This window comes from Agromyces sp. LHK192 (genome assembly GCF_004006235.1).
Classification (GTDB): domain Bacteria; phylum Actinomycetota; class Actinomycetes; order Actinomycetales; family Microbacteriaceae; genus Agromyces.
In genome coordinates, this window is the sequence record NZ_CP034753.1 from 3164152 (window position 1) to 3190491 (window position 26340).

Genomic DNA, 26340 nt, shown 5'->3' on the forward strand with positions numbered 1-26340 from the left:
CGCGGGGGCGCGCCTGCGACGGGGCGGGTCGATGCCCCGTGGTGGCGTGGGAACGGCCGGTGCGGACCGGCCCGTGCGGACCGGCCCGTCGGCGGCGACGGGCCGGTCCGAGACGATCAGTTCGTCCTGAAGATGCCGGCCTCGAAGAGCGAGAAGCCCCAGTCGGTGCCGCGCTCGGTGAGGTCGAACCGGACGTACCTGGCGTTGCCCGCCGCGTCGAACTCGTCGATGCCGCCGTCGCCGCCGGTCACGGTGTGGATCGTCGTCCAGTTCGCGCCGTCGTTCGAGACCTGCACGCGGTAGGACTTCGCGAACGCCGCCTCCCAGGTGAGCTGGAAATGGTCGAACGCGGTGGGCTGGCCGAGGTCGACCTGCAGCCATCCCGTGGCGCCCCACTCGCTGGACCACCGAGTGGCCTGCTGGCCGTCGAACGCGCGGCCCGGCGTGTAGTCGTCGCCCCACGTCTGGAAGCTCGACGCGGTCGCCGGCTTGCCGAGCGCCACGTTCACCCCGTCGACGGGCGGAGCGACCACCCGGAACGAGCGGGTCTCGACGCCGACGTTGCCCTGGCCGTCCTCGACGTACACGTACGCCTTCCAGACGCCCAGCTTCTGCGGCGCGGTGATCGTGATGCGGTTGCCGGCGCGCTGGTGCTCGACGTACTGCACGCCGCCGGCACCGTCGATGTACTTCGAGTTGACGAACGCGACGTACTCCAGCGGGTCGTTCTCGGGGTCGGTGACATCGAGCGTGAAGGTGAACGGCTTGCCGGCTTCGATCGCCCCCGATTCGGGGATGTCCATGTCGGTGATGCGCGGCGGCCGGTTGTCGTCTACCGCGGATCCGCCCCACATCTCGGCGACGGTGTAGTAGCCGAGGCGCTTGTTGCCGCCGGGGATCACGTTGAACCACACGCCGCCGAAGTCGCCCTCGAGGCCGAAGTGGAAGAACGTCGCGCCGAGCGCCACGCCGTCGTGCTCGCGCAGGCACCGCCACGAGTCGAGGAGCGCCTGGCCCTTCTGGATGTCGGTGGGCTCGTCGGGCACGCCGTTCGCGTCGTCCGGGACCTCCCATTCGCCGGCCGCGCCGCCCTCGGTGACGATGTACGGCTTGTCGTAGCCGCCGTCGGTCCAGGTCTGCTCGATGTTGCAGACGTCGCCGTAGGAGTTCACGGCGAGCAGGTCGAGGGCCGGCGTGTTGACCCGGTAGTACGGCCAGGAGCCGGTCCACGCGTCGGTCGAGGTGACGGGGTGGTTCGGGTCGATCTGCTTGATCGCGACGGCGACCTCGTTGACGTAGGCGGCGTAGGCGTTGCGCTGCGCCTCGAGCACGTCGCCCGAGTAGCAGTTCTGCAGGCCGAGCAGCGACTCGTTGCCGACGTTCCACATCAGCACGGCCGGGTGCGACCGGTACGTCGTCACCTGGTTCAGGATGTCGGCCTTCGTCGTGGCCTTGTAGTTCGCGTCGGTCGTGTAGTCGATGCATCCTCCCGACCCGGGGCCTCCGCCCGGGAGGAGCCAGAACCCGTTGATGACCCGCACGCCGGCCAGTGCCGCGGCGTCGAGCAGCGGCTTCGTGTCCGCTCCGGTTCCCCAGGTCCGCGTGGTGTTGGCACCCATCGCGGTGAAGTCGTCGAGGTACTCGGCGGCCTCGCCGAACGACGGCCCCCAGGTGAAGCCCTTCACTGTGTACGGCTCGCCGTTCACCTCGAGCTCCCAGTCGCCGGAGCCGCCCACGACCTTCACGACGCTCGGCGTCGTGAACGGACCGGGCTCGTTCGGGTGACCCGGGTCGGGGATGGTCGGGTCGGGGATGGTCGGGTCGGTGGGGTCGGTGGGATCGGTGGGATCGGTCGGGTCGGTCGGGCCGCCGCCTCCGGCGGTGCCGTAGACCGCGAACTCCCAGAGCGAGTAACCGTAGCCGTTCGCGCGCTGCGTGCCGAGCATGCGCACGAAGCGGCCCTCGCCGTCGACGTCGATCGACTGGGTGCCGCCCGGGCCGTTCGCGGTGGAGTGGAGGGTGGTCCACCCGCCGGTGCCGGTGTCGGAGACCTGGAGCTCGAACGCCTTCGCGTACGCGCCCTCCCAGGTCAGGTCGATGCGGTCGATCGACGAGTCCTGGCCGAGGTCGACCTGCAGCCATTGCGGGTCGCTCCACTGGCTCGCCCACCTGGTCGCCGGGTCGCCGTCGACCGCGTTCCGGGCCGGCGTGTAGTCGGCGTTCTCCACGGAGGACGCCGTGGCCGGCTTGCCCTGCGAGAGGTTGACCGGCGCCGCCTGGGCGCCGGAGGGCACGAGCAGTGCCGCGGCGAGGGCGGCGACCGCCCCGACCGCGGCGAGCGCGATCCGGCGGGCCCTGGGGGGCGCGGCGGTCGGCATGGAATGGACGTTCACAGTGCTGGGTCTCCCGTTCCGCAGTCGATCCGCTGGGGATCGAACCGGTCATCTCTTCATTGAGCTGCACGCCGATGCTCGTGGCATCCGTGGGATAGCGCTCTTACCACCAGGGCTCCGAGTATTCACGGCGGTCTTGCCCCCTGTCAAGGGGACAAGGCGAGCGGATGCGGCCTGCTCGGCACGCGTTGCGTTTCCGCGTGATCCGCATGATTCCGCAGAAGTCACGTCGAGCTCGCGCTCACCCGACCTTCGCCGACCGGTCCGACCCCGGCTGGGTCGCGCCGGGATCGCGCTCTCACGCCTCCCACGGAAAACAAGGGATCGGGGACCGAAACTCGATCCAGGCTGGGAACCGTTCCCAATGGTGGAACCGGGAGCCAGCAATCCTCGGATCGCGCTTGCCCGAATGCTATGGTCGTGCGATGGACACTCCAGCGGCGCGGATCCCGACCCTCGACGACGTCGCGCGCGTCGCCGGCGTCTCCCGGGCGACCGTCTCCCGCGCGCTGCGAGACACCCGACGCGTCGCCCCGGAACTCAAGGAACTCGTCGGGCGCGCCGTCGCCGAGACCGGCTACGTGCCCAACCGCGCCGCCCGCACCCTGGCCGGCGGCCGCACCGGCAGCGTCGTCGTCGCCGTGACCGGCGCATCGGCCTCCGACTTCGGCGACGACGGCCACGACATGTTCGGCGACCCGTTCTTCAGCCGCGTCATCGGCGGCCTCATCCGCACGCTCCGCGTGCTCGAACGCCAGCCGCTGCTCATGGTCGTCGACCGGCCGGCAGACCGCGACGAGGTGCTGAACCTCGTCCGGCACGGCGCAGCCGACGGCGCGCTCCTGGTGTCCACCCAGGCCGACGACCCGCTGCCCGCCTCGTTCGCCGCGGCGAGGCTGCCCGCCGTGTCGTTCGCGCGACCCGCGGGCGGCGCACCGCTCAGCTTCGTCGACGTCGCCAACCACGACGGCGGCCGGTTCGCGGCCGAACACCTGGCGACCCGCGACCGGCGCCGGGTGGCGGTCATCACCGGCCCGCCCGGAGTCCTGAGCGGGGAGGACCGGGTGCGCGGGTTCGTCGACGCCATGGCCCGGCGCGGCCAGCCGTTCCCCCCGACGGCGATCGGCGACTACACCCTGGAGAGCGGCGAGCGTGCGATGGCCGAACTCCTCGCCGCCGACCCGTCGATCGACGGGGTGTTCGCCGGCAACGACCTCATGGCGCTCGGGGCGATGCATGCGATCCAGGCAACGGGCCGCCGCGTGCCCGACGACGTGGCGGTCGTGGGGTTCGACGATTCGGCCATCGCGACCATCGCCCGCCCGATGCTGACGACCGTGCGCCAACCGATCGAGGAGATGGCCGCCGAGATGGCTCGCGCGCTCGTCGCCCGCCTCGACGAGCCCGGCGCGGCGCCGGCATCCGTCGTGCTCGAACCCGTGCTCGTCGTCCGCGCGTCCGCCTGACGGCGGCGAGCACCGTTCGGCGTCAGCGCAGCGCGCCGACCGAGGCGAGCGCCTGTCGCACGAGCACGCCGCGACCGCCCTCGAGTTCGTCGCCGACGGCCGGTGAGACGGCCTCCTGCGGCGGCATCCACGTGACCTCCAGCGCGTCCTGGCGCGGTTCGCAGGTGCCGGTCACCGGCACCACGTAGACCAGCGACACGGCGTGCTGGCGTTCGTCGGTGAACGGCGTGATGCCGGGCAGGGGGAAGTACTCGGCGACCGAGGCGGGCACCGGGCTCGCGGGCAGCAGGGGGAACGCCATCGGCCCGAGGTCCTTCTCGAGGTGGCGGAACAGCGCGTCGCGCACGGTCTCGCCGTACATCACGCGGCCGGAGACGAGCGTTCGGGTCATCTCGCCCACGGCGTTCGCCCGCAGCAGCAGGCCGACCTCGGTGACCTGGCCGAGCCCGTCGACGCGGACCGGCACGGCCTCGACGTACAGCAGCGGCAACCGGCCGCGGATCTCGGCGAGCTCGAGGTCGCTGAGCCAGCCCGGGTTGGTCGGCGGCTGCTGCTGGGGCTCGTCGTCGCGCCAGTCGGGGTCCGGGGTGCGTACGCTCATGCCTCGATTCTGCCCCACGGACGATGCCGGACCTTGTTCGAACGGCCGTCGGTCTGATTCACTTGACTCCATGGAAAGTGACTCTGGTGATCGTTCGGACGCCGCGGCCCACGCGCGCACGGCGCTGAAGGCCATCGGCGACGATCGCAGCCGCATCGGCGAACTGATGACCGCCGAAACCCGCTGGGCCGCTCCCGCGCAGGGCGCCGGTGCGGCGCTGCTCGTCGCGGCCCCGGCGGCCGGATTGCAGTGGGCGTGGCTGCTGTTCGTCGCGAGCACCTCGGTCTTCATCGGGGTCGAGCTGCTCTTCCGCAGACGCAGCGGCCTCTCCGTCACGCGTCCGGCCGGACCGAACGGTCTCGCGCTGCTGATCGCGCTGGCCCTCCTGCTGCTCGGCTCACTCGGTGCGAGTCTCGCACTCGCCGTCCTCGGTCTTGACGGTTGGGTTCTCGTGGTCGCCGCAGGAGCGGGCATCGTGTTCGCACTCGGCACCGTGGCCTACGACCGTGTGTACGCGGCGGAGGTGCTCCGTGCGGGCTGAGCCCCGCTTCGACGAGACGATCCACGCGCCGACGCGGCTGCGCCTGTGCGCGATGCTCCGTCCGCTCGACGACGCCGCCTTCTCCACGGTCGCCGCGACGCTCGGGCTCAGCGAGGCGAATCTCTCGAAGACCGTGCGGAACCTCGTCGAACTCGGCTACCTCACCACCAGCAAGCAGGCTTCCCCGCATCGTGCCGATGCACGCCGGACCACCACGATCGGTCTCACCGCGCTCGGCCGTCGTGCCTTCGACGGACACCTGGCGGCACTGCACGAGATGGCCGGAGCGTAGCGCCGCGGCCGGGTGCGACGCAGCCGGGTACGATGCCGGGATGCGCATCGACGACGACGCCGTCCTCTGGTCGGCCTCAGAGGCCGACCGCGAGGGGCGGCCGCTGCTCGTGCTCCTGCACGGCTACAACTCGCACGAGGGCGACCTGTTCGGGCTCGCTCCGTACCTGCCCCTCGAACCCGTGATCGCGTCGCTGCGCGCCCCGATCGCGGCCGACTTCGGCTACGCCTGGTTCCCGCTGGTCGGGGACGGCCTCGAGCGCGCCCTCGACCAGGCGGATGCCGCGACGACGGCCGTGCTCGACTGGCTCGAGCGGGCCGCGCCGGGAGTGGCATCCGTCGGGTTGATCGGATTCTCGCAGGGCGGCGCCATGGCGCTGGAACTGCTGCGTCGCGAACCCGCGCGCTTCGCCTACGCGGTGAGCCTCGCCGGTTTCGCACTGGCCGGCGAACGCGACGGCGACGAACAGCTCGCCGAGGTGCGCCCGCCGGTGTTCTGGGGTCGGGGCTCGGTCGACGCCGTCATCCCCGCGGACCGCGTCGAGCACACCGCCGAATGGCTTCCCGAGCACGTCGACCTGGACTCGCGCATCTACGAGGGCGTCGGCCACTCGGTGTCGGAGGCGGAACTCGCGGACGTGACGGCGTTCGTGCGGGCGCGGTACGCGGCCTGACCGACGCGAGCCCACGCACGCGGGGCCGGTCTGACCGGCGGCCGAGGGGTCAGACCCCGCCGCCTCCGGATGCCCCGTCGGCCTCGCGACGTGCGGCCCGCTCCTTGTCGCGGTCGGCGACGCGCACCTTCTCGGCGCGCACCGCGGCCTGCGTCGCCCGCTCGGCGACGAGCCACTCGGGGGGCGCCGCCAGCAGCGCCTTGATCTCGGCCGTGGTCAGCGGATCGGTGATGCCCGCGCGGGCGAGGCCCGAGTTCGAGACTCCGAGCTTCTCGGCGACGACGCGCTTCGGGTGCGGCCCCTCGCGGCGGAGGGTCGCGAGCCACTCGGGCGGGTCGGACTGGAGCGCCGCGAACTCCTCGCGCGAGACCGTGCCGTCGCGGAACGACTCGGGGGTCGCCTCGAGGAGGATGCCGAGCTTCTTCGCCGCGGTCTCGGGTTTCATCGTCTGGCTCACCCTCCAACGGTAGCCGATGCATCCGAGACGACGACGGCGAGGCCGCCGGCCGCGACCCTCATGGAGTCACGGCCGGCGGCCTCGAGCGCGGAACCGGACTGCTCAGTTGAGGACGAACGGCACCGTCGCGGCGTTGCCGGCGACGTCGTACACGACCAGCGTGTTCGCGCCGGGGACCGCACCGAACACCCCGGGCCTGACGAAGTTCAGGTCCGACCACGCGTTGTCGGTCAGGTCCTTCACCGTGCCGTTGAGCACGACGCGATCGATCTTGCCCGGGTCGTGCAGCTTGAAGCTGACCTTGTCGTACGTCGATCCGGTCGCGACCGTGAACGACGAGCCCTCCTTGACGGTCACGACCGGCGCGGTCGCGTCGATCGTGAACGCGAAGGTCCCGGTCGATGCGATATTGCCGGCGAGATCCTCGGCGTTGAACTTCACCGTGTACGCGCCGTCGCCGAGCGCGACGGTCGCGGTGTGCGTCGCGGACGTCGCACCGTCGGCCGCGGTCTGCGTGCTCTTCACGAGCTTGCCGTCCCGGTAGACGTTCGCGACGACCCGGCGCAGCCCCTGGTCGTCGGTCGCGTCGACCTGCACCGCGAGCGATTGGAAGGGACCGGATGCCGCCGGCGAGACGAGCGTCGCGACGGGCTTCGCCGTGTCGACGCCGACGCTGACGGCGCAGTCCGTGCACGTGCCGCCGAGGGTCGCGACCGCCGCGGTGGCGGTCATCGGGCCGGCGGGGGCGCCCTTCGCGACGGTCGCCGTGAACGACGCGGTCGCAGGTCGGGCGCCCACCGCGGTCGCCGGAACGGCCCAGGTGAGCGTCGTGCCCTCGAGCGTGACGCCGGCGGGCAGCGACCCGAGCGTCGTGCGGGCCAGCACCTCGGCGAGGTCGACGGTGACGACCGACGACGCGAGGGGAACCCTGCCGGTGTTGGCCGCGGTCAGCGTGTAGGTGACGACGTCGCCGGCGTTGAGCACCGCGGCGTCCGTGGCCGCGGCCAGGGCGACGGTCAGCTTCTCGGGCCAGGCGGGCTTGCCCGGTTCGAGGATCCAGTCGGTCCAGAACGCGTCGAGGTCGCGGCCCGACAGCTCCTCGGCGAGCGCCTGGAGGTCGGCGCCGGTTCGGCTCGTCCCCCCGTGGCGGGTCTGCCACTGCTCGATCAGGGCGAAGAACGCGTCGTCGCCGATCGCGATGCGAAGGGCCGCCCAGAACTGCGCGCTCCGGGTGTAGGTCTGGTAGCCGTACAGTTCGGCGGAGTCGACCTGCCCGCCGGGCGGGATCTGCCAGTTCGGGCTCGTCGCGGCACTGTTGTTCCACGAGTTGAAGTAGACCGTTTCGCTCGAGTTCGCGCTGGTGCCGAATCCCTCGAGCGAGTTGTAGTAGGTCGGACCCCAGGTGGCCATGCCCTCGCCGATCCAGATGTCGGTCCACGTGGTCGGTGACACGTTGTCGCCGTACCACTGGTGGACGAGTTCGTGGATGAGCGTGTTGCCGGCGACCGACCCCGTCGACGGGAAGAACGAGCGGTCCTGCGTCTCGAGGGCGTAGTTGATGCCGCTCGGGACGCTGTCCACGACGACGCCGGTGCTGTTGCCCGGGTAGGGTCCGTACAGCGTCTCGAGGTTGCGGATGATCGTGCCGAGCTGCGTCTCCCGGTTGCGGATCGTCTGCTTGTTCGCCTCGGAGAGGGCGGAATCCATGAACGACCACGACGGGATGACCCGGCCGTCGCCCAGCGTGACCGACGACTCGATGACGTCGTAGCGGCCGATCGACACGATGACCAGTTCGGACGCCATCTGCTCGGACTGGTTCCACACCCAGGTCGTGCGGCTGCCGTCGGCCGACGGCGTCTTCGACACGAGTTCGCCGTTGCCGACGGCGGCCGCGGTGCCGGGCACGCCGGCGACGTTCGAGACGACGCTCGGGATGTCGAGCGTCATGGTGTACGTCGCCTTGTCGGCGGGCGTGTTGTTGTGCGGGTATCCGGTCATCATGCCGATGGGCTGGCCGAGCAGCGTGGCACCGTCGGAGGTCGCGTTCCAGCCCTCGGACGATCCGTCGAGGTCGGTGTGCGAGGTGGGGACGCCGTGGTAGGCCACGGTCACCTCGAACTCGCCGCTGACCGGCGTCGCGGGCGTGACGATGAGCTTGTACTTGATGGCCGCCGCGTCGACGTCGCGCTCCCAGGCGGCGGGCACGCCGTCGACGGTCACGCTGTCGACCTCGAGGCCCTCGAAGTCGAGCGAGAAGCTCCGCAGCGGCTCGGGCGCGGTCGCGGTCATCGTGCTGGTCGCGACGATGGAGCCGGCGATCGTGGCGCCGGACTGCACGGCGTCGGGCGTCCACGCGATGGCGATGTCGTAGTCGAGCGCGTCGTAGCCGCCGTTCCCGACGTTCGGGAACATCGGGTCGGTCGACGTGCGAGCGCCGTCGACCGGCTCCTCCGCACCGGCAGCCGGTGCGGGCACCGCGGCCAGGAGGCACGCGGCGAGGATGCCGGGGACGGCGAGGGCGGCGAATCGCCGACCTCCGGTTCCGGCTCGGGTCGGAGTGGGCATCGTTCTCCTTCGGGTTGCGTCGCACGCCCGGGTGCGGGCAAGCGGATGATGCGAACGTATGGTCACGACGTTTCGCGCGTGTGCCGCGCAGGTTGCGAGCTCCGGCGCGACGCGGATGCTTCGGACCCTACGCCCGACCGGGCCGTCATCGGAAGGGTCGGCCGCCTCGGGTCGGCGTCAGCCGATAGCCTGAGGGGATGACCCTCCGGCTCGGCTACGTCGCGGGCGTGAGCCCCGGACGGTGGCTGCGTGCGTGGGGCGAACGCCGACCCGACCTCCCCCTCGTGGCCGAGCGCACCGAGCAGGCCGGGCAGCTCGACGGCATCGCCTCGGGCGACCACGATCTCGCCTTCGTGCGGCTGCCGGTCGACGACGAGGGCCTGCACGCCATCCCGCTGTGGGAGGAGGTCGCGGTCGCGGTGCTCGAGAAGGAGCATCCGCTCGCCGAGGCCGAGTCGATCACGCTCGCCGATCTCGACGGCGAACCGTCCGCGCCGGTGCAGGCCGAGGCGGCGATGACGGTCGAACTGGTCGCGGCGGGCACCGGGTACGCGATCCTGCCGCACGGCGTCGCCCGGTTGCACCACCGCCGCGACGTGGTGGCCGTGCCCATCGCGGATGCCTCGCCCACGCAGGTCGCGCTCGTGTGGCGCGTCGAGCGCGACGACGACGACATCCAGGAGTTCGTGGGCGTGGTCCGCGGGCGCGGGTCGCGCTCGTCGCGCGGCCAGGCCTCCGACGAGCCGACGCTGTCGCCGGCGAAGGCCGCGAAACGCGCCGCCGCCGAACGGCGTGCTGCGGAGGCCGCGAAGGGCGGCGGCAAGGCCGGCTCCGGGAAGGGCGGCGGGGGCAAGGGCGGCGCGAAGTCCAAGGATTCGCGCCCGGCCCCGCGCACCGGACGCGGCGCGAAGCAGCGCAACCGACGGAGGGGCCGATGAGCGCGGGGCCGATGAGCGCCGGGCCCATGACGGCCCGCCCGTTCCTGCTGGTCTCGGCGCGGCCGGAGGTCGAGGCGGTCGGCCCGGAGTACGCCTCGTTCCGGCGGGGCCTCGGGCTCGGCGAGGAGCGGCTCGAGCACCTGCGGCTCGACGTCGAGCCGCTGTCCACCGTCGTGCTCTCCGACTTCGCGGGCGTGCTCGTCGGCGGCAGCCCGTACAACGTGACCACCCCGGTCGAGCACAAGCACCCGGTGCAAGTGCGCGTCGAGGACGATCTCGCCCGCCTGGCCGAATACGGTCTCGCGCACGAGCTGCCCGTGTTGTTCACCTGCTACGGCATCGGCGTGCTGACCCGCCTGCTGGGCGGCGAGGTGGGGCGCGAGCATCCCGAGCAGGCATCGGCGATCGAACTCGTCCTCACCGATGCCGGGCGCAGCGACCCGCTCACGTCGGGGCTTCCCGAACGGTTCCAGGCGCTCGCGGCGCACAACGAGTCCACGACGCGGCTCCCCGACGGCGTCGACCTGCTCGCGTCATCGACCGGGTGCCCCGTGCAGCTGTACCGCGCCGGCTCCACGGTCTACGCGACCCAGTTCCACCCCGAGGTCTCGCCGACCGACTTCGCCGCCCGCGCCGCGGTGTACCGCCACCACGGGTACTTTCCGGCGAGCGAGCTCGCGGCCGTGCGGGAGCGGCTGGCGGAGGCATCCGTCGTCGAACCCGAGCGGATCCTGCGCCGGTTCGTCGAACTCGCCGACGCCTGACCCGCCGACGGCTGACCCGCCGACGACGGCGCTCGCCTGCCCGTTCCGCGGCTCAGTGATGCGGGTGGTGCAGGTGCAGCCGCGGCAGTCGCTCGCCGAGTTCGCGATAGAGCTCGTCGATCTCCTCGCTGGCCGCGCAGCCGATCCACAGCACGTACGGCACCGCCGCGGCCTCCTCGGGCAGCCACTCCGAGACCCAGGCGCGCAGTGCCTGCGCGGCACGACGACCTCGTGGCGCGATCGAGCCGGGCGCGAGGTCGCGCTGGAGCCAGGTGACCGAGACGTGCGGCGGCACGGGAAGGTCGACGACCTGGATCAGCGAGGCGACCTCGATGAAGACCTGCCCGTACGCGTCGACCGGGAACCGGCTCGTCGCGTCGGCGATCGCGCCGAGGTCTTCGGTGCCCCCGAGGAGGAGGAAGTGCGCCTGATGATGCTGCATGGACCCGCCGTTCGTGCGCCCGCGCCGAGTCGCGGCGGGCCGGTGGTCTCACGCTAACCGGGCGCAGAAAATAAGGCAAGCCTTACCTCATTCGGCGACCGGTTCCCCGCGACTACATCGCCGGCGCGATCGCCGACGACGATCCCGGCAGCGGGAACCTCCGCCGCAGCAGGACCCGCTGCACGAGCGTCCAGGTGACGGTCACGACGAGGTAGAGACCGGCGGCCAGCGGCACGAACGCCGCGACCACCGCGGTGATGAACTGCAGGAACCCGAGCATGCGCAGCATGCCGGGCGAGCCGAGCACCGCGGCCGGATTCGGCGCACCCGGAGCCCCCGATGCGCCGCCGCCCGACCCGCTTGCCGGGGCCGCCGGCGCCGCAGGCGTCGTCGGACGGAACACGCGGCGCGTGACCTCGCCGACGGCCGCGATGACGAGGATCACCCCGCCGAACACGGCGAGGTCGGCACCGGAGAGCGTGCCGGCCGCGAGTCCGCCGACGAGGCTCGACCCGAGCGGCACGCCGAGGAACGTCTCGGCGAGCAGCTCGTTCGGGTGCCCGTTGATCGTCGGCAGGATGAACAGCGCGTAGATCACGCCGACGACCGGCGCCTGCACGAGCATCGGCAGGCAACCCGCGAGCGGCGACGTGCCCTCGTCGGCGTACAGCTTCGCCATCTCGCGCTGGAGGCGTTCGGGGTTCTTCGCGTGCTTGCGCTGCAACTCCTGCAGCTTCGGTGCGAGTCGCGCCCGCGTCTGCTCGCCCTTCGCCATCGACACGGCGGTCGGGATCAGCGCGGCGCGCACGATGAGGGTCACCAGGATGATCGCGGCTGCTGCCGCGGCCCCGCCCAGCAGCGGTTCGAGCAGGCCGGCGAGGCCCATCAGCAGCCCGTACGCGCCGTCGATGACGACGGCGATGGGCGGGAACGAATAGAAGTCCATGAGCGTGCGCTCCTTGCGGTGGTCGAGGAAGCCCGCGAGCGGGCAGGGTCGTCCGTCTGGCCGCGGAGCATCGACGCGCAGGCCCCGGATCCGGGGCGGCTGGTCGGCTACGCGGCCGGGATGACCCGACCGGGCGCCCTCGGACGCGCACGACCCGGCGCGTCGGGATCGCTCTGCGCGAGCAGGCGCCAGGGGTCGGCCGTCTGCCGCAGGCGCGTCGAGGCCCGGCTCGCGTCGGCCGCGACCAGCGCGGGCATCGCGCGGACCGCGACGACCGTCACGGCCACGGCAGCGGCGCCCACGACGCCGATGAGCACCATCGCCAGGCCCGCGTCGGCGGCGGTCGCGAGCTCGAGCGAGCCCTGCAGCGAGCGCAGGAGGGCGAGCAGCAGGTCGATCACGTCTGCACCCTCCGTCCGCACGATTCCTCCGGCCACGCTAACACCCGAGACCCGGGGTCAGTCCTCCAGCAACCGCTGGAAGAGCACGTGGTCCTGCCACTCGCCGGCAATCCACAGGTATCGCGGCGCCGTCCCGAAGCGCTCGAACCCGTTCTGCTCGAGCACCCGCTGCGACGCCGTGTTGTGCAGCAGCGTTCCGGCCTGCACCCGATGGAGCCCCGCCGAACGCGCGTGGTGCAGCGCGATGCCGACCGACGCCGTGGCGAGCCCGCGACCCTGCAGCGAGGCATCCACCCAGTAGCCGAGGTGCACGTTCTGGAACGCCCCGCGCACGATGTCGCTCAAGTTGACCCGGCCCACGATGCGGTCGCCGTCGTCGAGGACGAGCGGGATCGCCGTGCCCTCGCGGAGACGTCGCACGTCGGCGGCCGCACCGCGTTCGTGCACCGCGGCGGTGAAGAACTCGGGTTCGCGCAGCGGCTCCCACGGCGCGAGGTGCTCGCGATTGCGGGCGTAGGCCTCGGCGAGCGCGGGCCCGTCGTCGGCGGCGATCGCGCGCAGCACGATGCCGTCGTCGAGTTCGATCGGGTGGATCTCGGTGGTGGTCACCGGGCGATGCTACCGGCGCCGGCGGCTCAGGCGCGCTCGACCCGGTATCCGGCGGCCTCCGCGGCCGCGAGGAACGCGTCGAGGTCGGATGCCCCGCGCAGCAGCCCGCCGAGTTCGCCCTCGTCCTGCGCGGAGTGGAACGTCGCCGTCGCGAACGGGTGCGTCACCGGGCCGGTGCCCGGCAGCGGCGGCGGCGCCGAGACGCTGACCAGGATGCCCGGCTCGTCGCGCACCTCGAGCACGAGCCGGTCGTCGCGGAACAGCCGAAAGCTGCGTGCCGAACCGGACGCGCCCGCGGATCCGGAGGTGTCGGTCATGGCGTGCCCCCTGCCTGGTAGACCTGCTCGAGCAGTGTGAACATGCCCGGATCGTTGGCTTGCAGCCAGGCCTGATTGTACTTCGCGACGGTCGCCTCGTCGGTGGAGTAGGGATGCCCGAGGTACGCGGCGACGGAGTTCGCGAAGTACTCCTCCTTGTTCGCCGCCGAGTACCAGGCCGGGTCGAGCCACATGTCGGTCGCGGGCCCGGCGGGCGTCGTCTGCGTGATCGGCCCGCTCGACCCGAGCCGCGCGGTGTGGAGTGCGGCGAGCTGCGTGACCTGCGCGGGCGTGAGCGCCGAGAACTGCAGGCCGTGTCCGCCCTCGTGCGCCGCGAGGAACCCGGGCCCGTACCCCGGCGCCTTGCCCGGGACGCTGGTGAGGTCCTCCTCGGCGATCGCGACGCGGCGCACGCCGTTCACCTCGGTCTGGATGCCGCGCACATCGTCCCAGATGCGGCCGTCGAACGTCTGCGTGCCCTGGAGGTGCGCATACGGCGCCAGGTCGGTGAGCTTCTTGTCGTGGGGGATCACGTCGATCGTGATCGGGTCGGCCTCCATGCGCGTGCGGTTCTCTGGGGCGATGCTCCCGTACAGCTCGATCGCCTGCGTCCGCGCTTGCGCGACCGCGGCGTCGCTCGACCCGTGGCCCTCGATCGTGCAGATGCCCTCGAGCGGGTCGGCCTCGGGCTCCGGCTCCGGCTCGGGCTCGGGCTCCGGTTCGGGGCCCGGGCCGGCGTCGAGTGCACCCCAGGTGAGCGGGCCGACGATGCCGTCGGGCTGGAGCTGGTTCTGCGTCTGGAACGCGCGCACCGCGGCATCCGTGAGCGGACCGAAGATGCCGTCGACGGCCAACGGCGGATTCGCGCCGCGGTCGTTCAGCTTCGTCTGGAGCTCGCCGACAGACGGACCGACCGAGCCGCGCTTGAGCATCGGTCGTGGTGGCGCTCCGCCGCCCGCGGGGCCTCCGCCCGCGGCCTGCCCGGGAGCCTGGGTTCCGGCCTGCGGCAGCTGCTGCGGCCCCGCCTCCGACGGCGCCTGCCCGAGCGAGCCCGGGCCCGCAGGCTCCTCTTCGACCGACTGGCGCGACACGACGAGGGTCGACGCGGCACGGTTGCCCGCCGTGCGCTGGAGCCGCTGGACCATGGGACGGGCGGCGGCGGGTGCGATCACCGCGAGCCCGCCGCGGGTAGCTCGGACGGAGCCGACGTCGGAGGGAGCGGCATCCGACTCGCGCGCCGCAGCACCGGCGCCGTCGACCGCCCCGGTTCGCTGATGCGCTCGCAGGTCGCCGTCGAACTGCTCGTCTCGCGAGCCCTGATGGTGCGCCAGACCCATGCGGACATCGTGCGCTGCGACGGTCGCAGCCGCAGCCGCGGGCGACCCGACGATCGGGCACCGGGCCTGCCCGATCGGGCAGCGGGACACGGCCGCGCACTCACCGCGAACGCAGATGAGCCCCGCTCGAAAGCGGGGCTCATCTGGTGTTTCGTGGCGGTGACGGTGGGATTTGAACCCACGGTAGGGGGTTACCCTACACAACTTTTCGAGAGTTGCACCTTCGGCCGCTCGGACACGTCACCGGGATCGAGTGTAGACGGCGCGTTGCGTCCGGCCAAATCGAGCGGAGCGAGCGGATGCCCCGCCGCGGCGCCTCCCGCCGGTGTCGGCGGCCCCGGCTAGTCTCGCCGCATGGCCAGACCCGCATCCTCCTTCCGTTGCAGCGAGTGCGGGTGGACGACCGTCAAGTGGGTGGGTCGCTGCGGCGAGTGCCAGCAGTGGGGCACGGTCGTCGAGTCCGGGGCTCCCGCCGCCGCGACGCGCGTGCCGACCGCGATCGTGCCGATGGGCGAGCGCCGCGCTCGACCGATCGCCGAGGTCGAGGTCGAGCAGACCGCGCACCGGCCGACCGGCATCGGCGAGTTCGATCGCGTGCTCGGCGGCGGCGTCGTCGCGGGCGCGGCGATCCTGCTGTCGGGCGAGCCGGGCGTCGGCAAGTCGACGCTGCTGCTCGAGGTCGCGTCGCGCATCGCGTCGTCGGGGCGGCGCGTGCTCTACGTCAGCGCCGAGGAGTCGGCCGCGCAGGTGCGCCTGCGGGCCGACCGCACGGGCGCCCTCTCCCCCGACCTGTACCTCGCGAGCGAGAGCGACCTCGCGACGATCCTCGGCCACGTCGACGAGGTCTCGCCGCAGCTGCTCATCGTCGACTCCGTGCAGACCGTCGCCAGCTCGCTCTCCGACGGCCTGCCCGGGCAACCGAGCCAGGTCCGCGAGGTGGCGTCCAGCCTCATCCGAGTCGCGAAGGAGCGCAACCTCCCGGTGCTCATCGTCGGCCACGTCACGAAGGACGGCTCGATCGCGGGGCCGCGCCTGCTCGAGCACCTCGTCGACGTGGTGTGCCACTTCGAGGGCGACCGGCAGACGTCGCTGCGATTCGTGCGCGCGCTGAAGAACCGGTTCGGGCCCACCGACGAGGTCGGGTGCTTCGAGATGACCGGCGACGGCATCAGCGAGGTCGCCGACCCATCGGGGCTGTTCCTCAGTCGGTCGCGGGCTGCGGTCAGCGGCACGTGCGTCACCGTCGCGCTCGAGGGCCGGCGTGCACTGCCGGTCGAGGTGCAGGCGCTCGTCGTCGAGACCAAGGCGCCGCAACCGCGCCGGGTGGTCAACGGCGTCGATCCCGCTCGCGTCGCGATGATCCTCGCCGTGCTCGAACGGCGGGCGGGCCTGCGTCGGCTGGGCGAGTTCGACGTCTACGTCTCGACCGTCGGCGGTGTTCGGCTCGCCGAGCCCGGCGCCGACCTCGCCATCGCCATCGCGATCGCCTCAGCGGTTCGAGACCGGGCCGTCCCGCACGACCTCGCCGCGTTCGGCGAGATCAGCCTCGCGGGCGAGGTGCGCCCCGTGACCGCGGCCCGCCAGCGCACGGCGGAGGCCGGACGGCTCGGCTACCGCACGATCGTCGACGTCGAGGCCGGAAGCGTGCGCGCGGCCGTCGAGCAGGCGATGATCGCCTCGGCGAGCCCCCGCGAGCGGGAGCTCGACGCGGCGTTCTGAGGCCGGCGCGCTGACTCGCCTCGGCCCGCTCAGGCGTCGAGCACGCGCAGCAGCTCGGCCGGCGGCGCCTGCATCGGATGCGGACCCGCGATGTCGAGGAACACCGTCGTGATCGTCGATTCGTACCGCTTGAGGAACGTGCGCAGCCACGCCGGGCTCTGCAGGCCGACGGCCGGCGGCAGGTTCGCGGGCTTGTTCGCGGCGTCGCTGAACAGCAGCAGCGCGACCTCGCCCGTGTTCGGGTCCCGGTAGGTCCACACCTCGCCGCTGTCGAGCGGCTTGTCGCGCGGGCCGGGCTTGATCAGCGGAACGACCGTGTTGCCGTTGCGCAGCGCGAGGGCGACGGCGGCCATGTCCTGCTTCTCGAGGGCTTCGGCGAGTGCCTGCGACCGGAACTCGACGGGTTCGCCGGACTTCTTGCGCGCCTTGCCTGCCATGCGATCCAGCCTATCCGCCGGGCGCGACGACGCAGCCGCCGGGCGGCCCCGCGACACGGCCCCACGACACGGCCCCACGACACGGCCCGACGCATCGGCGCCCGCGCGCCCGTCAGTACAGCATGAACTGCTTGGACTCCACCTGCTCGCGCCCGTCGACGGTGACGAACAGGTGGTACGACGCTCCGCCCGACGGCACGGTCTCGCGTGCGCCGCCGCAGGTGTCGGGCGCCGATCGGGTGCGGTCCCAGATGATCGGAACGCTCGACGACACCGGCGTGCCCGGCGTAAGCAGCACCTCGGCGTCGATGGCGTCGACCTGGCAGTCGGTCGACGTCCAGTACGTCTCTTCACCGCTCTTGACGACGAACACCTGCGCCTTGGTTCCGGCGTTCATGACGCACGCGTTCTTGCCGGTGTTCGTGAGGGTCACCGAGAGGTTCGGCTGCTCGCCCTCGCCGTACTGCGTCTTGTCGGTCACGGCCTCGACCTGCACCTGCGACGCCGTGCAGGCGTCTCCGTCGGCGGCGACGGGTTCGGTGGGGATGACCGTGGTGGGCGCTTCGGCGGCCTCGGTCGAGGGGGCATCCGATGCCGGTGCGGTGGCGGGCGTCTTGCCCGAGGCATCCGACCCCTGGCTGGCACCGGGCCGCACGAAGATCAGCACGACCGCAGCGATGACCGCGACCAGGCCGAGCAGCACGACGAGGCGCCGGCGACGGTACACCGCGGGCGAGAGACGCCCGTTCGGGGTGCGGTTCGTCGACATGCGCACAGGGTACGGCCGCGGGATGCCGCAGCCGGCGCACCGCCACGGCGCGCCGGGCGATGCTCAGAGCAGTTTCAGCATCCTCGTGTTGCCGAGGGTGTTCTGCTTGACGCGGGCCAGGTCGAGGAACTCCGCGACACCCTCGTCGTGCGAGCGCACGAGTTCGGCGTACACGACCGGGTCGACGGTCTCTGCACCCATGTCCTCGAACCCGTGGCGGCCGAAGAAGTCGACCTCGAACGTGAGGCAGAACAGCCGGCTGAGCCCGAGCTCTCGCGCCTGCGTCTCGAGCGCGTCGAGCAGCGCGTGGCCGACGCCGTGGCCGAGCCATCCGTCGGACACGGCGAGCGTGCGCACCTCGCCGAGGTCCTCCCACATGACGTGCAGCGCGCCGCAGCCGATGAGCGATCCGTCGGATGCCTCGGCGACGTGGAACTCCTGCAGCGCGCCGTACAGGTCGACGCGCTCCTTGCCGAGCAGGATTCGTCGCTGGACCAGCGGCTCCACGAGGTCGACGATCTGCACCACGTCGCTCGTGCGCGCCCGGCGCACCTGGAATCCGGTCATCCGTTCATCGTAGGGCGATCGGATGCCGTCACCGTCCGAGCAGTTCCCGCATGAGCCCGACCAGCAGCGCGGTGCGCGCGGGGATGTCCGCGACCATCACGTGCTCGGTGTCGGCGTGCGCGCCGCCGCCGACGGCTCCCAGTCCGTCGAGGGTCGGCACGCCGATGCCCGCCGTGAAGTTCCCGTCGGAGGCGCCGCCGACGACGATCGCCTCGGGCAACTCGAGCCCGAGGTCGTCGGCGACGGCCTGCGCGCGCCGCCACAGCGCCTCGGCCGCGCTGACCTCGAGCGGCGGCCGGTTGATGCCGCCGTGCACGGCGATGCGGGCGCCGGTGACCGGGACGAGCGAGCGGAACGCCGCATCGACCCGCTCCTGCTCGGAGGCGGTGAGCGCGCGCACGTCGACGACGAACGACGCACTCGCGGGCACCGTGTTCGGCGTCGTGCCGCCGTGGGCGACGGTCGGCGTGACCGAGGTCCCCTCCGAGGCATCCGCGAATCCGACGACCACGCCGACCTGGTGCGCGAGTTCGACCGTCGCGTTCACGCCCTTCTCGGGTTCGAGGCCGGCGTGCGCGGCCCGGCCGGTGATGTCGACGCGGTAGTGCGAGACGCCCTTGCGGCCGATCTTCAGCGCACCGCCGTCGCCGCTGGCCTCGAGCACGAGCGCGGCGACGCATCCCTCCGCCTCCTGCTCGATCAACGCACGCGACGAGTGCGAGCCGAGCTCCTCGTCGCCGGTCACCAGGAGCGTGACGGCCGCGTCGGACAGGTGCCCGAGGTGGGCCGCCGCGTGCACGGCCATGACGAGCCCGGTGAGCATGTCGAAGCAGCCCGGGCCGCGGATCACGCCGTCCTGGATCGAGAACGGATGCGTCTCCAGCGACCCGATCGGCCACACCGTGTCGTGGTGCGCGAGCAGGAGCACGCGCGGGGCATCCGGTTCGGGTGATCCGAGGTGCCAGCGCAGGTGGGTGCTCCCGTCGACGACGATGCGCTCGGGGGCGAAGCCGAGGCGTCGTTCGCCGACCTCGGCGACCACGTCGGCCGAGCGGGCGACCGCGTCGTGGTCGGCCGACGGTGATTCGACGCGCACGACCGCTTCGAGGTCGGCGAGCAGGTCGGGAAGGACCGACTCGGCCCAGGCCAGGAGTTGATGCGTCATCGCGGTTCGCCTCGCAGTCCACGTCCGGGGAACGACCCTTCGACGATATCCCCGTCGCGCACGACGAAGACCCCGTTGACGAGCAGGTGCTCGACGCCCTGCGAGGGTCGGGTCGAGTCCAGGTAGGTCGCGCGGTCGGTGATCCGGGCCGGATCGATGACCACGAGGTCGGCGTCGGCGCCCGGTGACAGCCGGCCCTTGCGGGTCGCGCCCGGCGCGATGCCGTCGAGGATGCGCGCCGGCAGGTGGCTGCAGCGGCGGAACGCCTCCATCCAGGTCCACAGCCCGTGCTCGCGAACCATCATCCGCAGCGACCGCGCGAACGTGCCGGCGGTGCGGGGGTGGGTCTGTCCGCCCGGCGGCAGCGGCCACTGGGCGGTGTCGGTCGAACCGTCTGGCCACGTGACGTGCATCGCGTCGGAGGCGACGATGCTGTCGGGGAAGGCGAGCGACTGCCGGAGCAGGGCGGCGTCGCGTTCGTCGCGCTCGTCGAGGAACTCGACGATGACGAGCGCTCCCGGCTGGGTCTCGCGCAGGTGCCGCAGCCGGGCCTCGTCGGCGATGCGCTCCTGCGTGTCGACGACGACCAGGTTCTGCGGCCGCAGGTCCCACGCCGGCAGCGCCTCGGGCGCGAGGAACGCCGCCCCGATCCCCGTCGAGCCCGCGCCGTACGGGTACGCCTCGACGGTGATGCCGGCGCCGCCGGCCCGCGCCGCCTCGATGGTGCCGAGCGTGCGGTCGACGTGGCGGCGCGACGTGCTGTTGACGTGGCAGTGGTGGGCGGTGCCGCCGAACTCCATGGCCGAGCGCGCGACCTCGAGGGTCCCGTCGATGGGCGTGGTCGGGTCGGCCTCGACGATCTCGCGGACGTGCGTGAACGTCGGGGCACCGGCGGATGCCGCGAGCCTCGCGACCGCACGGAACTCCTCAGGGTCGGTGCGCGGCGCGTACCCCATGAGCACGCCGATGCCGAGCGCCCCCTGCGCGAGTTCCTCCTCGAGGAGTCCGATCCAGCGGCTGAGCTGCGCGGGCGACGAGTCGCCGAGCCACGCGCGGTCGTTCAGGATGTCGAGGTCGCCGAACGGGTCGGCATCGCTCGTGCGTCCCGACAGCACGGCGGCGCGGGCCATCGTCCACGAGGCCGAGAAGCCGTAGTTGAGCGGTCGGCCCTCCTCCGCGGCGCGCGCGTACGCGCGGTCGACGGGCATCAGGCCCATCTCGAGGTCGAGGGCCGTGGTGACGCCGTCCATCGCCTGGAGCCGCTGGCCCGCGATCGAGTGCACGTGGCTGTGCAGGTCGACGAAGCCCGGGCCGACGACCTTGCCGGTCACGTCGACGACGGTGACGCCGGAGGATGCCTCGGGCACTGCGCCCACGGCATCCGATGACGCCCTCGGCCGGATCTCCGCGACGGAACCGTCGCGGATGAACACGTCGGCGATCCCGTCGAACCCGGAGGCCGGGTCGACGACCCGGCCCCCGGTCAGCAGCACATCGGTCATGCGTCCAGTCTCGGGGTCGCACGGGCACCGAGGTGCACGTACCTGCGGCCGCCGTCGAGTTCGTAGAACGTGACCGCCATCCATGTCTCGGTGCCGGCCGCGCGGGTGACCCAGAGGTTCTCGGCGACCGGGTGCAGCGGGTAGTCCGTGCCCGGGTCCTCCTCGAGTTCGGCGAGCAGCCCCAGCGGCGTCATCCGGAGCACCGGCGGGGCGTCGCCCTCGCCCGCGGAGACCTCGATGCGCACCGACGCGCGGCCGTAGACGCCGACGTGCGGCGCGATGTCGCCCTCGAAGCCCTCGACCGGTTCGAGCTGGGCGGCCATCTCGACGCCGGCGAGCTCGGCGAAGATCTCGCGGTACAGGTCCATGTGGAGGTCGCGCGTGTGGCCGCCGTTCGTCAGCAGCGCGACGGCGAAGCCCTGCTCGGGCAGCACCCGCAGGAACGCGGCCTGGCCGATCGTGTTGCCGTCGTGCCCGAGCAGTCGGTGCCCGTTCCAATCGAACCGGATCCAGCCGACGCCCCACGAGTCGCCCAGGGTGTACGGGTCGGGCAGTTCGGCCTGCTTCGACGCCATCTCCGCGACGGATGCCTCGGAGAGCACGCGCGTGCCGTCGGCTGCGAGCCCGCCGGCCAGGTGCATCCGCGCGAACGACAGCAGGTCGGAGACGGGGCAGGTGATGAGGCCGGCGGGGCCGAGCGGGCGCGGCAGGCTCCAGACGGGCACGACCTGCGGCTCGCCGTCGGGCCCGTCGACGTGCCCGACCGCGGCGGGGTGCAGCAGCGCCTCCTCGGGCAGGGTGCCCGTGGCCCGCAGGCCCAGCGGCGTGTAGAGGCGTTCGCGCATCGCGGCATCCCACGTCTTGCCGGTGAGCACCTCGATCACGCGGCCGGCCAGCGAGAAGCCGGCGTTGCAGTACGACCAGGTCTCGCCGATGGGGTGGTTCTGCGTCTGCTCCTTGAGGAGCGCGACGTACTTCTCGAGGTTGTCGTCGCCGCGGCCGGTGTCGGTGAACACGTCGCCGTCGATGCCGCTCGTGTGCGCGAGCAGGTGCCGCAGCGTCACGGCACGCGCGACGTCCATGTCGGCGAGCTCGAAGTCGGGCAGCACCTCGATGACCGGGGTGTCGAGCGTGACGAGCCCCTCGTCGACGAGCTGCATGACGACGGTCGCCGTCCACACCTTGGAGATCGAGCCGATCTGGAACACGGCCTCGGGCGACACCGGGATCTTCGCCGGCACGTGCAGGTAGCCGTGCACGGCGGTGACGAGTTCGTCGGGCTCGCCGTCGGCGCCCAGGCGCAGGATGCCCAGCTGCGCGCCGGGCACGCCGTGGCGTGCGGCGAGCTCGGCGAGGCGCCGCTCCCAGTGCGCCGCGTCGATCGGCGGGGTCGCGTCGGTGGGCTGGGTCGCGGGCGCCTCGTCGGCGGCCGTGGTGCTGACGGTGACGGTGTCGGTCATGCTGGGCTCCTGATCGGATCGGGGACCGCGGCGAGCAGCTCGCGGGTGTACGGGTGGTCGGGGGACTCGAGCACGGACCCGGCCGGGCCGTGCTCGACGATGCGGCCGTCGCGCATGACGGCGACCGACGAGGCGACGTACCTGACGACGGCCAGGTTGTGCGAGATGAAGAGCATCGACAGGCCGAGCTCGCGCTGCAGCTCGCGCACGAGGTTCAGCACCGCGCCCTGCACGGAGACGTCGAGCGCCGAGGTGATCTCGTCGGCCACGATCACGTCGGGCCGCGCCGCGAGGGCGCGCGCGATCGCGACCCGCTGGCGCTGGCCGCCCGACAGTTCGCCGGGCCGGGCGTCGCGACGCGACGGGTCGAGGTGCACCAGTTCGAGGAGCCGTTCGATCTCGGCGCGCCGCTCGGAGCGCGGCACGTCCCGCGGGAGCGACTCGGCGATCGTCGCGCCGATGCTCATGCGGGGGTCGAGCGACGACTGCGGGTCCTGGAACACCATCTGCACCGGGCGACGACCGTGGCGCGGCAGGTCCACGCCGTCGAGCAGGATGCGTCCGCCCGCCGTCGGGGCGAGGCCGACCACCGCGCGGGCGATCGTGGACTTGCCGGAGCCCGACTCCCCCACCAGGCCCACGATCTCGCCGTGCGGCACGGTGAGGCTGACGCCGTCGACCGCGAGGTGCGCGTGGGCACCATGGCCGTAGCGCACGACGAGGTCCTCGATGCGCAGCTCGCTCATCGGCGCACCATCCTCTCGTCGGATGCCTCGGCCCCGTCGGATGCCTCGGTCGGGTCGGATGCCTCGGTCGGGTCGGATGCGACGGCCGGGTCGGATGCGACGGCCGGGTCGGCTGCCTCGGCCCCGTCGGATGCGACGGCGGCGATGTCGGCGGCGGCGACCGGGTTCCAGCACGCGACGCGCTGGCCCGGCGCCGTCTCGCGCAGGGTCGGGTCCTCCTCGAGGCAGCGGGCGGTCGCGAACGGGCAGCGGGCGGCGAACGCGCACCCGGTCGGCACCCGCGAGGGGTCGACCGGGCGCCCCGGGATCGTCGCGAGCGGAAGCCCGCGATCGGTGTCCATGTCGGGCACGGCGGCGATGAGCGCCCGGGTGTACGGATGCGCCGCGTCCTCGGCGATCCGGTCGGACGCGATCTCCTCGACGACGCGTCCGGCGTACATGACCAGGATCCGGTCGCACACCTCGCGCACGACGGCGATGTCGTGGCTGATCATCAGGATCGCCGCCCCGTTCTCGTCGCGGACCCGGCCGAGCAGCTCGAGCACCTGCTGCTGCACCGTCACGTCGAGCGCGGTCGTCGGCTCGTCGGCGATCACGAGCTTCGGCTGCGCCATCACGCCCATCGCGATCATGGCCCGCTGGCGCATGCCGCCCGAGAACTCGTGGGGGTACTGCTTCGCACGGCGTGCGGGGTCGGGGATGCTCACCGCGCCGAGCCGGTCGACGGCGTGCGCTGCGGCCTCCCGTCGCGACATCCCGCCGTGGAATCGCGACACCTCGGCGAGCTGGTCGCCCATCCGGATCGTCGGGTTGAACGAGGTCATCGGGTCCTGGAACACCATCGCGAGCGACGTCCCGAGCAGGCGACGACGCTCGGCGGCAGCCGACGGCGACGCGGGCGTCCGCCGGAGGTCGACGCCGAGGAAGTCGAGCCGCTCCGCCTCGACCCGCAGGGGCGCCTCGACGAGCTGCGCGATCGCGAGTGCCGTCAGCGACTTGCCCGAGCCGGACTCGCCGACGATGCCGACCGACTCGCGTTCCCCGATCCGCAGGTCGATACCCCGCACCGGGGCGACCTCGCCCGCGGGTCCGGGGACGACGGCCCGGAGGCCCCGCACGTCGAGCACGGCGTCGTCGGCGCGCGCGCCCTCCCACTCGGTTCCGGCCGAGCGGGTGGGCTCCGGCGACGACGCCTGCGACTGGGCCTTCGCGTGGGCCGTCGCCCCGGCCGGCGTCGCCCGGCGTCGCCTGACGCCGAGCCCGAGCAGCGTCCCCGGCAGCGCGGAGACCGAGTACACCTTGGCGAGCGCCTCGCCGGTCAGGTTGAACGCGAGGCCGGCGATCACGACGGCGATCCCGGGGGCGAGGGCGGCCAGCGGGTTGAGGTAGATACGGCCGAGGCCCTCCATCATGAGCCGCCCCCAGTCGTACGCCGGCGGCTGCACCCCGAGGCCGAGGAACGACAGGCCCGCGAAGGCCAGCAGCATGCCGCCGGCGGCGATCGTCGCGTTCACGATCAACGGCTCGGCGACGTTGGGCAGCACGTGGCGCACCAGGATCCGGACCCGGCCCTGGCCCGCGATCCGCGCGGCCGCGACGAAGTCGCGCTGCGAGACCCCGGCGATCAGCGTCTGGCAGAACCGTGCGAAGCTCGGGGCGCCCGCGATGCCGATCGCGAACATCGCCGCGAACTCGCCGACGCCGAGCACGGTCGCGAGGAACAGCGCGAGCAGGATCCCCGGGAACGCGACGGCGATGTCGACGGCGGCCACGACCGGGCGTCCGAGCCGCGGACCGAGCAGGATCGGGGCGGAACCGAGCACGAGGCCGATGACGAGGGCGATCGCGGTCGCGCCGAGCGCGAGCAGCACCGTGAGGCGGGTCGCGACCAACGTGCGCAGCAGCAGGTCGCGACCGAGGGCATCGGTGCCGATCGGATGCTCCGCCGAGGGCCCGGCGTTGATGTTCGAGGTGTCGGTGACGTCGGCCGCGGCACCCCAGAGGATCGGGGCGACGATCGCGACCGCCAGCACGAGGCCCAGCAGGACCGCCGCGGCGAGACCGACCGCCGTGCGAAGCACCTGCATCGCGCGCATCAGCGGGCTCCCTTCCCGTCGAGGGTCGAGGTCCGCGGGTCGAGCACCGCGAGCGCGACGTCGACCGCCGTGTTGGCCAGCAGCACGCCGATCCCGTACACGAGCACGATGCCCTGCACGAGCTGGTAGTCCTTCGAGAGGATCGACCCGGTCACCGTGGACCCGATGCCCGGCCAGGCGAACACGTTCTCGACGAGCACGGTGCTCGCCACCATCGCCCCGAGGAGCAGCCCGCCGAGCGTCAGCGACGCGGTCACCGCGTTGGGCAGGGCGTGCCGCCACACCACCCGGGCCGGCGGCAGCCGCTTGGCCCGGGCGGTGCGCACGTGGTCGGTGTCGAGCACGCCGAGGAGTTCGACCCGCACGATCCGGGCGAGCACCATCGCGGGGCCGACGGCGAGCGCGATGACCGGCAGCACGAAACTGTCGACCCCGTCCATGCCGGCCACCGGCAGCCACTGCAGGCTGACGCCGAAGACCCAGACGAGCGCGACGCCGAGGAGGAAGTCGGGAATGGTCGCGAGCACGATGCTCGATCCCGCGAAGCCGGCCTCGAGGAACCGGCGGCGCCCCCGACGCGTCGCGACCGCCACGACGGCGCCGAGCGGGATCGAGACGACCACCGCGACGACGAACCCGGCGACACCGAGCGCCAGCGTCGCGGGAAGCCGGTCGGCGATGATGTCGGCGACCGGCAGGCGGTACTGGATCGACATCCCGAGGTCGCCCGTGAAGATCCCGGCGATGAAGTCGAGGTACTGCTGCCAGAGCGGGGCGTCGAAGCCGAGGTTGGCGCGGGTCTGCTCGATGAGCTCCGGCGTGGCCTTGGGGCCGAGCGCGCCGCGGATGGGGTCGCCGGGCACGAGGTGGATCATGGCGAACGCGGCCGTGACGAGCACCCAGAGCGACAGCAGCAGTCGGCCGCCGCGCCGCACGCCGAACCGCACCCATCGGTTCTGCGACATCCGGCGGAATGTGCCGGGCGCGCCGGAACCGCCCGGCGCGCCTGCGGCCGCGCCGGGCGGCGCGGTCGTGGTGTCGGCGGCCGTCTGGCTGATCGTCACGGTCGGTCCGTCGCTTCCGTCGTTCGGTGGGGGTGGAACAGGTCCCGGGCGCCTCGGTCACAGGTCCGAG

26 protein-coding genes and 1 tRNA gene are annotated in these 26340 nt (G+C 72.6%); 7 read left to right on the forward strand and 20 right to left on the reverse strand.

Going from position 1 to position 26340, the window contains the following annotated elements; all coding sequences use genetic code 11:
* Positions 1-116 precede the first annotated feature (116 nt).
* Positions 117-2378 (reverse strand): discoidin domain-containing protein, encoded by a 2262-nt coding sequence (locus tag ELQ40_RS14360; RefSeq protein ID WP_127794297.1) that lies wholly within the window; start codon positions 2376-2378, stop codon positions 117-119.
* Between the two features lie 440 nt (positions 2379-2818).
* Between ELQ40_RS14360 and ELQ40_RS14365 the strand changes: the two genes are divergently transcribed.
* Complete coding sequence (locus ELQ40_RS14365; protein WP_127794298.1) at positions 2819-3859, forward strand: LacI family DNA-binding transcriptional regulator; 1041 nt, start codon at positions 2819-2821, stop codon at positions 3857-3859.
* 22 nt (positions 3860-3881) lie between these two features.
* Here the strand turns inward: ELQ40_RS14365 and ELQ40_RS14370 are convergent, their stop codons facing one another.
* Positions 3882-4460: an NUDIX hydrolase family protein gene (locus ELQ40_RS14370; protein ID WP_127794299.1), complete on the reverse strand. Its 579-nt coding sequence runs from the start codon at positions 4458-4460 to the stop codon at positions 3882-3884.
* A gap of 70 nt (positions 4461-4530) precedes the next feature.
* Here ELQ40_RS14370 and ELQ40_RS14375 point away from each other — a divergent pair, with 70 nt between their 5' ends.
* The 3 genes from ELQ40_RS14375 to ELQ40_RS14385 are packed head-to-tail and all read left to right on the forward strand — an operon-like array spanning position 4531 to position 5966.
* Positions 4531-5001, forward strand: coding sequence for a hypothetical protein (locus ELQ40_RS14375; RefSeq protein WP_127794300.1), 471 nt, complete (start codon positions 4531-4533; stop codon positions 4999-5001).
* Entirely contained in the window at positions 4991-5293 is a 303-nt protein-coding gene (locus ELQ40_RS14380) for a transcriptional regulator (RefSeq protein ID WP_127794301.1), read from the forward strand. Before ELQ40_RS14375 ends, ELQ40_RS14380 begins: the two co-directional genes overlap by 11 nt.
* A 40-nt stretch (positions 5294-5333) precedes the next feature.
* Entirely contained in the window at positions 5334-5966 is a 633-nt protein-coding gene (locus tag ELQ40_RS14385) for an alpha/beta hydrolase (RefSeq protein ID WP_127794302.1), read from the forward strand.
* A 49-nt stretch (positions 5967-6015) separates the two neighbouring features.
* On the opposite strand, the gene ELQ40_RS14390 is transcribed toward ELQ40_RS14385, so the two are convergent.
* Both ELQ40_RS14390 and ELQ40_RS14395 read right to left on the reverse strand, forming a co-directional pair.
* Positions 6016-6411 (reverse strand): DUF5997 family protein, encoded by a 396-nt coding sequence (locus tag ELQ40_RS14390; RefSeq protein WP_127795327.1) that lies wholly within the window; start codon positions 6409-6411, stop codon positions 6016-6018.
* 114 nt (positions 6412-6525) lie between these two features.
* Entirely contained in the window at positions 6526-8991 is a 2466-nt protein-coding gene (locus ELQ40_RS14395; RefSeq protein WP_127794303.1) for a M1 family aminopeptidase, read from the reverse strand.
* 197 nt (positions 8992-9188) lie between these two features.
* Between ELQ40_RS14395 and ELQ40_RS14400 the strand changes: the two genes are divergently transcribed.
* Positions 9189-9929, forward strand: coding sequence for a LysR family transcriptional regulator substrate-binding protein (locus ELQ40_RS14400; RefSeq protein WP_127794304.1), 741 nt, complete (start codon positions 9189-9191; stop codon positions 9927-9929).
* Entirely contained in the window at positions 9926-10693 is a 768-nt protein-coding gene (locus ELQ40_RS14405) for a glutamine amidotransferase (protein WP_127794305.1), read from the forward strand. The genes ELQ40_RS14400 and ELQ40_RS14405 overlap by 4 nt, the downstream gene beginning before the upstream one ends.
* Positions 10694-10745: 52 nt before the next feature.
* Here the strand turns inward: ELQ40_RS14405 and ELQ40_RS14410 are convergent, their stop codons facing one another.
* From ELQ40_RS14410 to ELQ40_RS14440, 7 genes are all read right to left on the reverse strand, one after another.
* Entirely contained in the window at positions 10746-11135 is a 390-nt protein-coding gene (locus ELQ40_RS14410; RefSeq protein ID WP_127794306.1) for an SIP domain-containing protein, read from the reverse strand.
* Between the two features lie 112 nt (positions 11136-11247).
* Positions 11248-12081, reverse strand: a complete 834-nt coding sequence (locus tag ELQ40_RS14415) for a membrane protein insertase YidC (RefSeq protein ID WP_127794307.1) — start codon at positions 12079-12081, stop codon at positions 11248-11250.
* 107 nt (positions 12082-12188) lie between these two features.
* On the reverse strand, positions 12189-12482 hold the full coding sequence (locus tag ELQ40_RS14420) for a DUF6412 domain-containing protein (RefSeq protein ID WP_127794308.1): 294 nt from the start codon (positions 12480-12482) through the stop codon (positions 12189-12191).
* 57 nt (positions 12483-12539) lie between these two features.
* Positions 12540-13091: a GNAT family N-acetyltransferase gene (locus ELQ40_RS14425; protein ID WP_240665809.1), complete on the reverse strand. Its 552-nt coding sequence runs from the start codon at positions 13089-13091 to the stop codon at positions 12540-12542.
* A 26-nt stretch (positions 13092-13117) separates the two neighbouring features.
* The gene (locus ELQ40_RS14430; protein ID WP_127794309.1) at positions 13118-13408 is read right to left on the reverse strand and encodes a hypothetical protein; all 291 of its coding nucleotides are present in this window, start codon (positions 13406-13408) and stop codon (positions 13118-13120) included.
* A complete protein-coding gene (locus tag ELQ40_RS14435; protein ID WP_240665810.1) occupies positions 13405-14745 on the reverse strand; it encodes a peptidoglycan-binding protein in 1341 nt (446 codons plus the stop codon). The genes ELQ40_RS14430 and ELQ40_RS14435 overlap by 4 nt, the downstream gene beginning before the upstream one ends.
* Positions 14746-14899: 154 nt before the next feature.
* Positions 14900-14990, reverse strand: a tRNA-Ser gene (locus ELQ40_RS14440).
* 109 nt (positions 14991-15099) lie between these two features.
* Here ELQ40_RS14440 and radA point away from each other — a divergent pair.
* Positions 15100-16464, forward strand: coding sequence for a DNA repair protein RadA (gene radA, locus ELQ40_RS14445; protein ID WP_127794310.1), 1365 nt, complete (start codon positions 15100-15102; stop codon positions 16462-16464).
* A gap of 29 nt (positions 16465-16493) precedes the next feature.
* Here radA and ELQ40_RS14450 read toward each other — a convergent pair whose 3' ends face one another.
* From ELQ40_RS14450 to ELQ40_RS14490, 9 genes are all read right to left on the reverse strand, one after another.
* The gene (locus ELQ40_RS14450) at positions 16494-16901 is read right to left on the reverse strand and encodes a dehydrogenase (protein WP_127794311.1); all 408 of its coding nucleotides are present in this window, start codon (positions 16899-16901) and stop codon (positions 16494-16496) included.
* A gap of 112 nt (positions 16902-17013) precedes the next feature.
* Complete coding sequence (locus ELQ40_RS14455; RefSeq protein ID WP_127794312.1) at positions 17014-17670, reverse strand: hypothetical protein; 657 nt, start codon at positions 17668-17670, stop codon at positions 17014-17016.
* A gap of 63 nt (positions 17671-17733) precedes the next feature.
* The gene (locus ELQ40_RS14460; RefSeq protein WP_127794313.1) at positions 17734-18237 is read right to left on the reverse strand and encodes an amino-acid N-acetyltransferase; all 504 of its coding nucleotides are present in this window, start codon (positions 18235-18237) and stop codon (positions 17734-17736) included.
* A 28-nt stretch (positions 18238-18265) separates the two neighbouring features.
* Positions 18266-19402, reverse strand: coding sequence for a M20 family metallopeptidase (locus ELQ40_RS14465; protein ID WP_127794314.1), 1137 nt, complete (start codon positions 19400-19402; stop codon positions 18266-18268).
* Positions 19399-20904 carry an amidohydrolase family protein gene (locus tag ELQ40_RS14470; RefSeq protein WP_127794315.1) on the reverse strand — a complete coding sequence of 502 codons (1506 nt, stop codon included), beginning with the start codon at positions 20902-20904 and terminating at the stop codon, positions 19399-19401. The genes ELQ40_RS14465 and ELQ40_RS14470 overlap by 4 nt, the downstream gene beginning before the upstream one ends.
* Positions 20901-22364 carry a serine hydrolase gene (locus ELQ40_RS14475; RefSeq protein ID WP_127794316.1) on the reverse strand — a complete coding sequence of 488 codons (1464 nt, stop codon included), beginning with the start codon at positions 22362-22364 and terminating at the stop codon, positions 20901-20903. Before ELQ40_RS14475 ends, ELQ40_RS14470 begins: the two co-directional genes overlap by 4 nt.
* The gene (locus tag ELQ40_RS14480; protein ID WP_127794317.1) at positions 22361-23110 is read right to left on the reverse strand and encodes an ABC transporter ATP-binding protein; all 750 of its coding nucleotides are present in this window, start codon (positions 23108-23110) and stop codon (positions 22361-22363) included. Before ELQ40_RS14480 ends, ELQ40_RS14475 begins: the two co-directional genes overlap by 4 nt.
* Positions 23107-25206, reverse strand: a complete 2100-nt coding sequence (locus ELQ40_RS14485) for a dipeptide/oligopeptide/nickel ABC transporter permease/ATP-binding protein (RefSeq protein WP_127794318.1) — start codon at positions 25204-25206, stop codon at positions 23107-23109. The genes ELQ40_RS14480 and ELQ40_RS14485 overlap by 4 nt, the downstream gene beginning before the upstream one ends.
* Complete coding sequence (locus tag ELQ40_RS14490) at positions 25206-26270, reverse strand: ABC transporter permease (RefSeq protein ID WP_205649350.1); 1065 nt, start codon at positions 26268-26270, stop codon at positions 25206-25208. Before ELQ40_RS14490 ends, ELQ40_RS14485 begins: the two co-directional genes overlap by 1 nt.
* Positions 26271-26340: the final 70 nt, after the last annotated feature.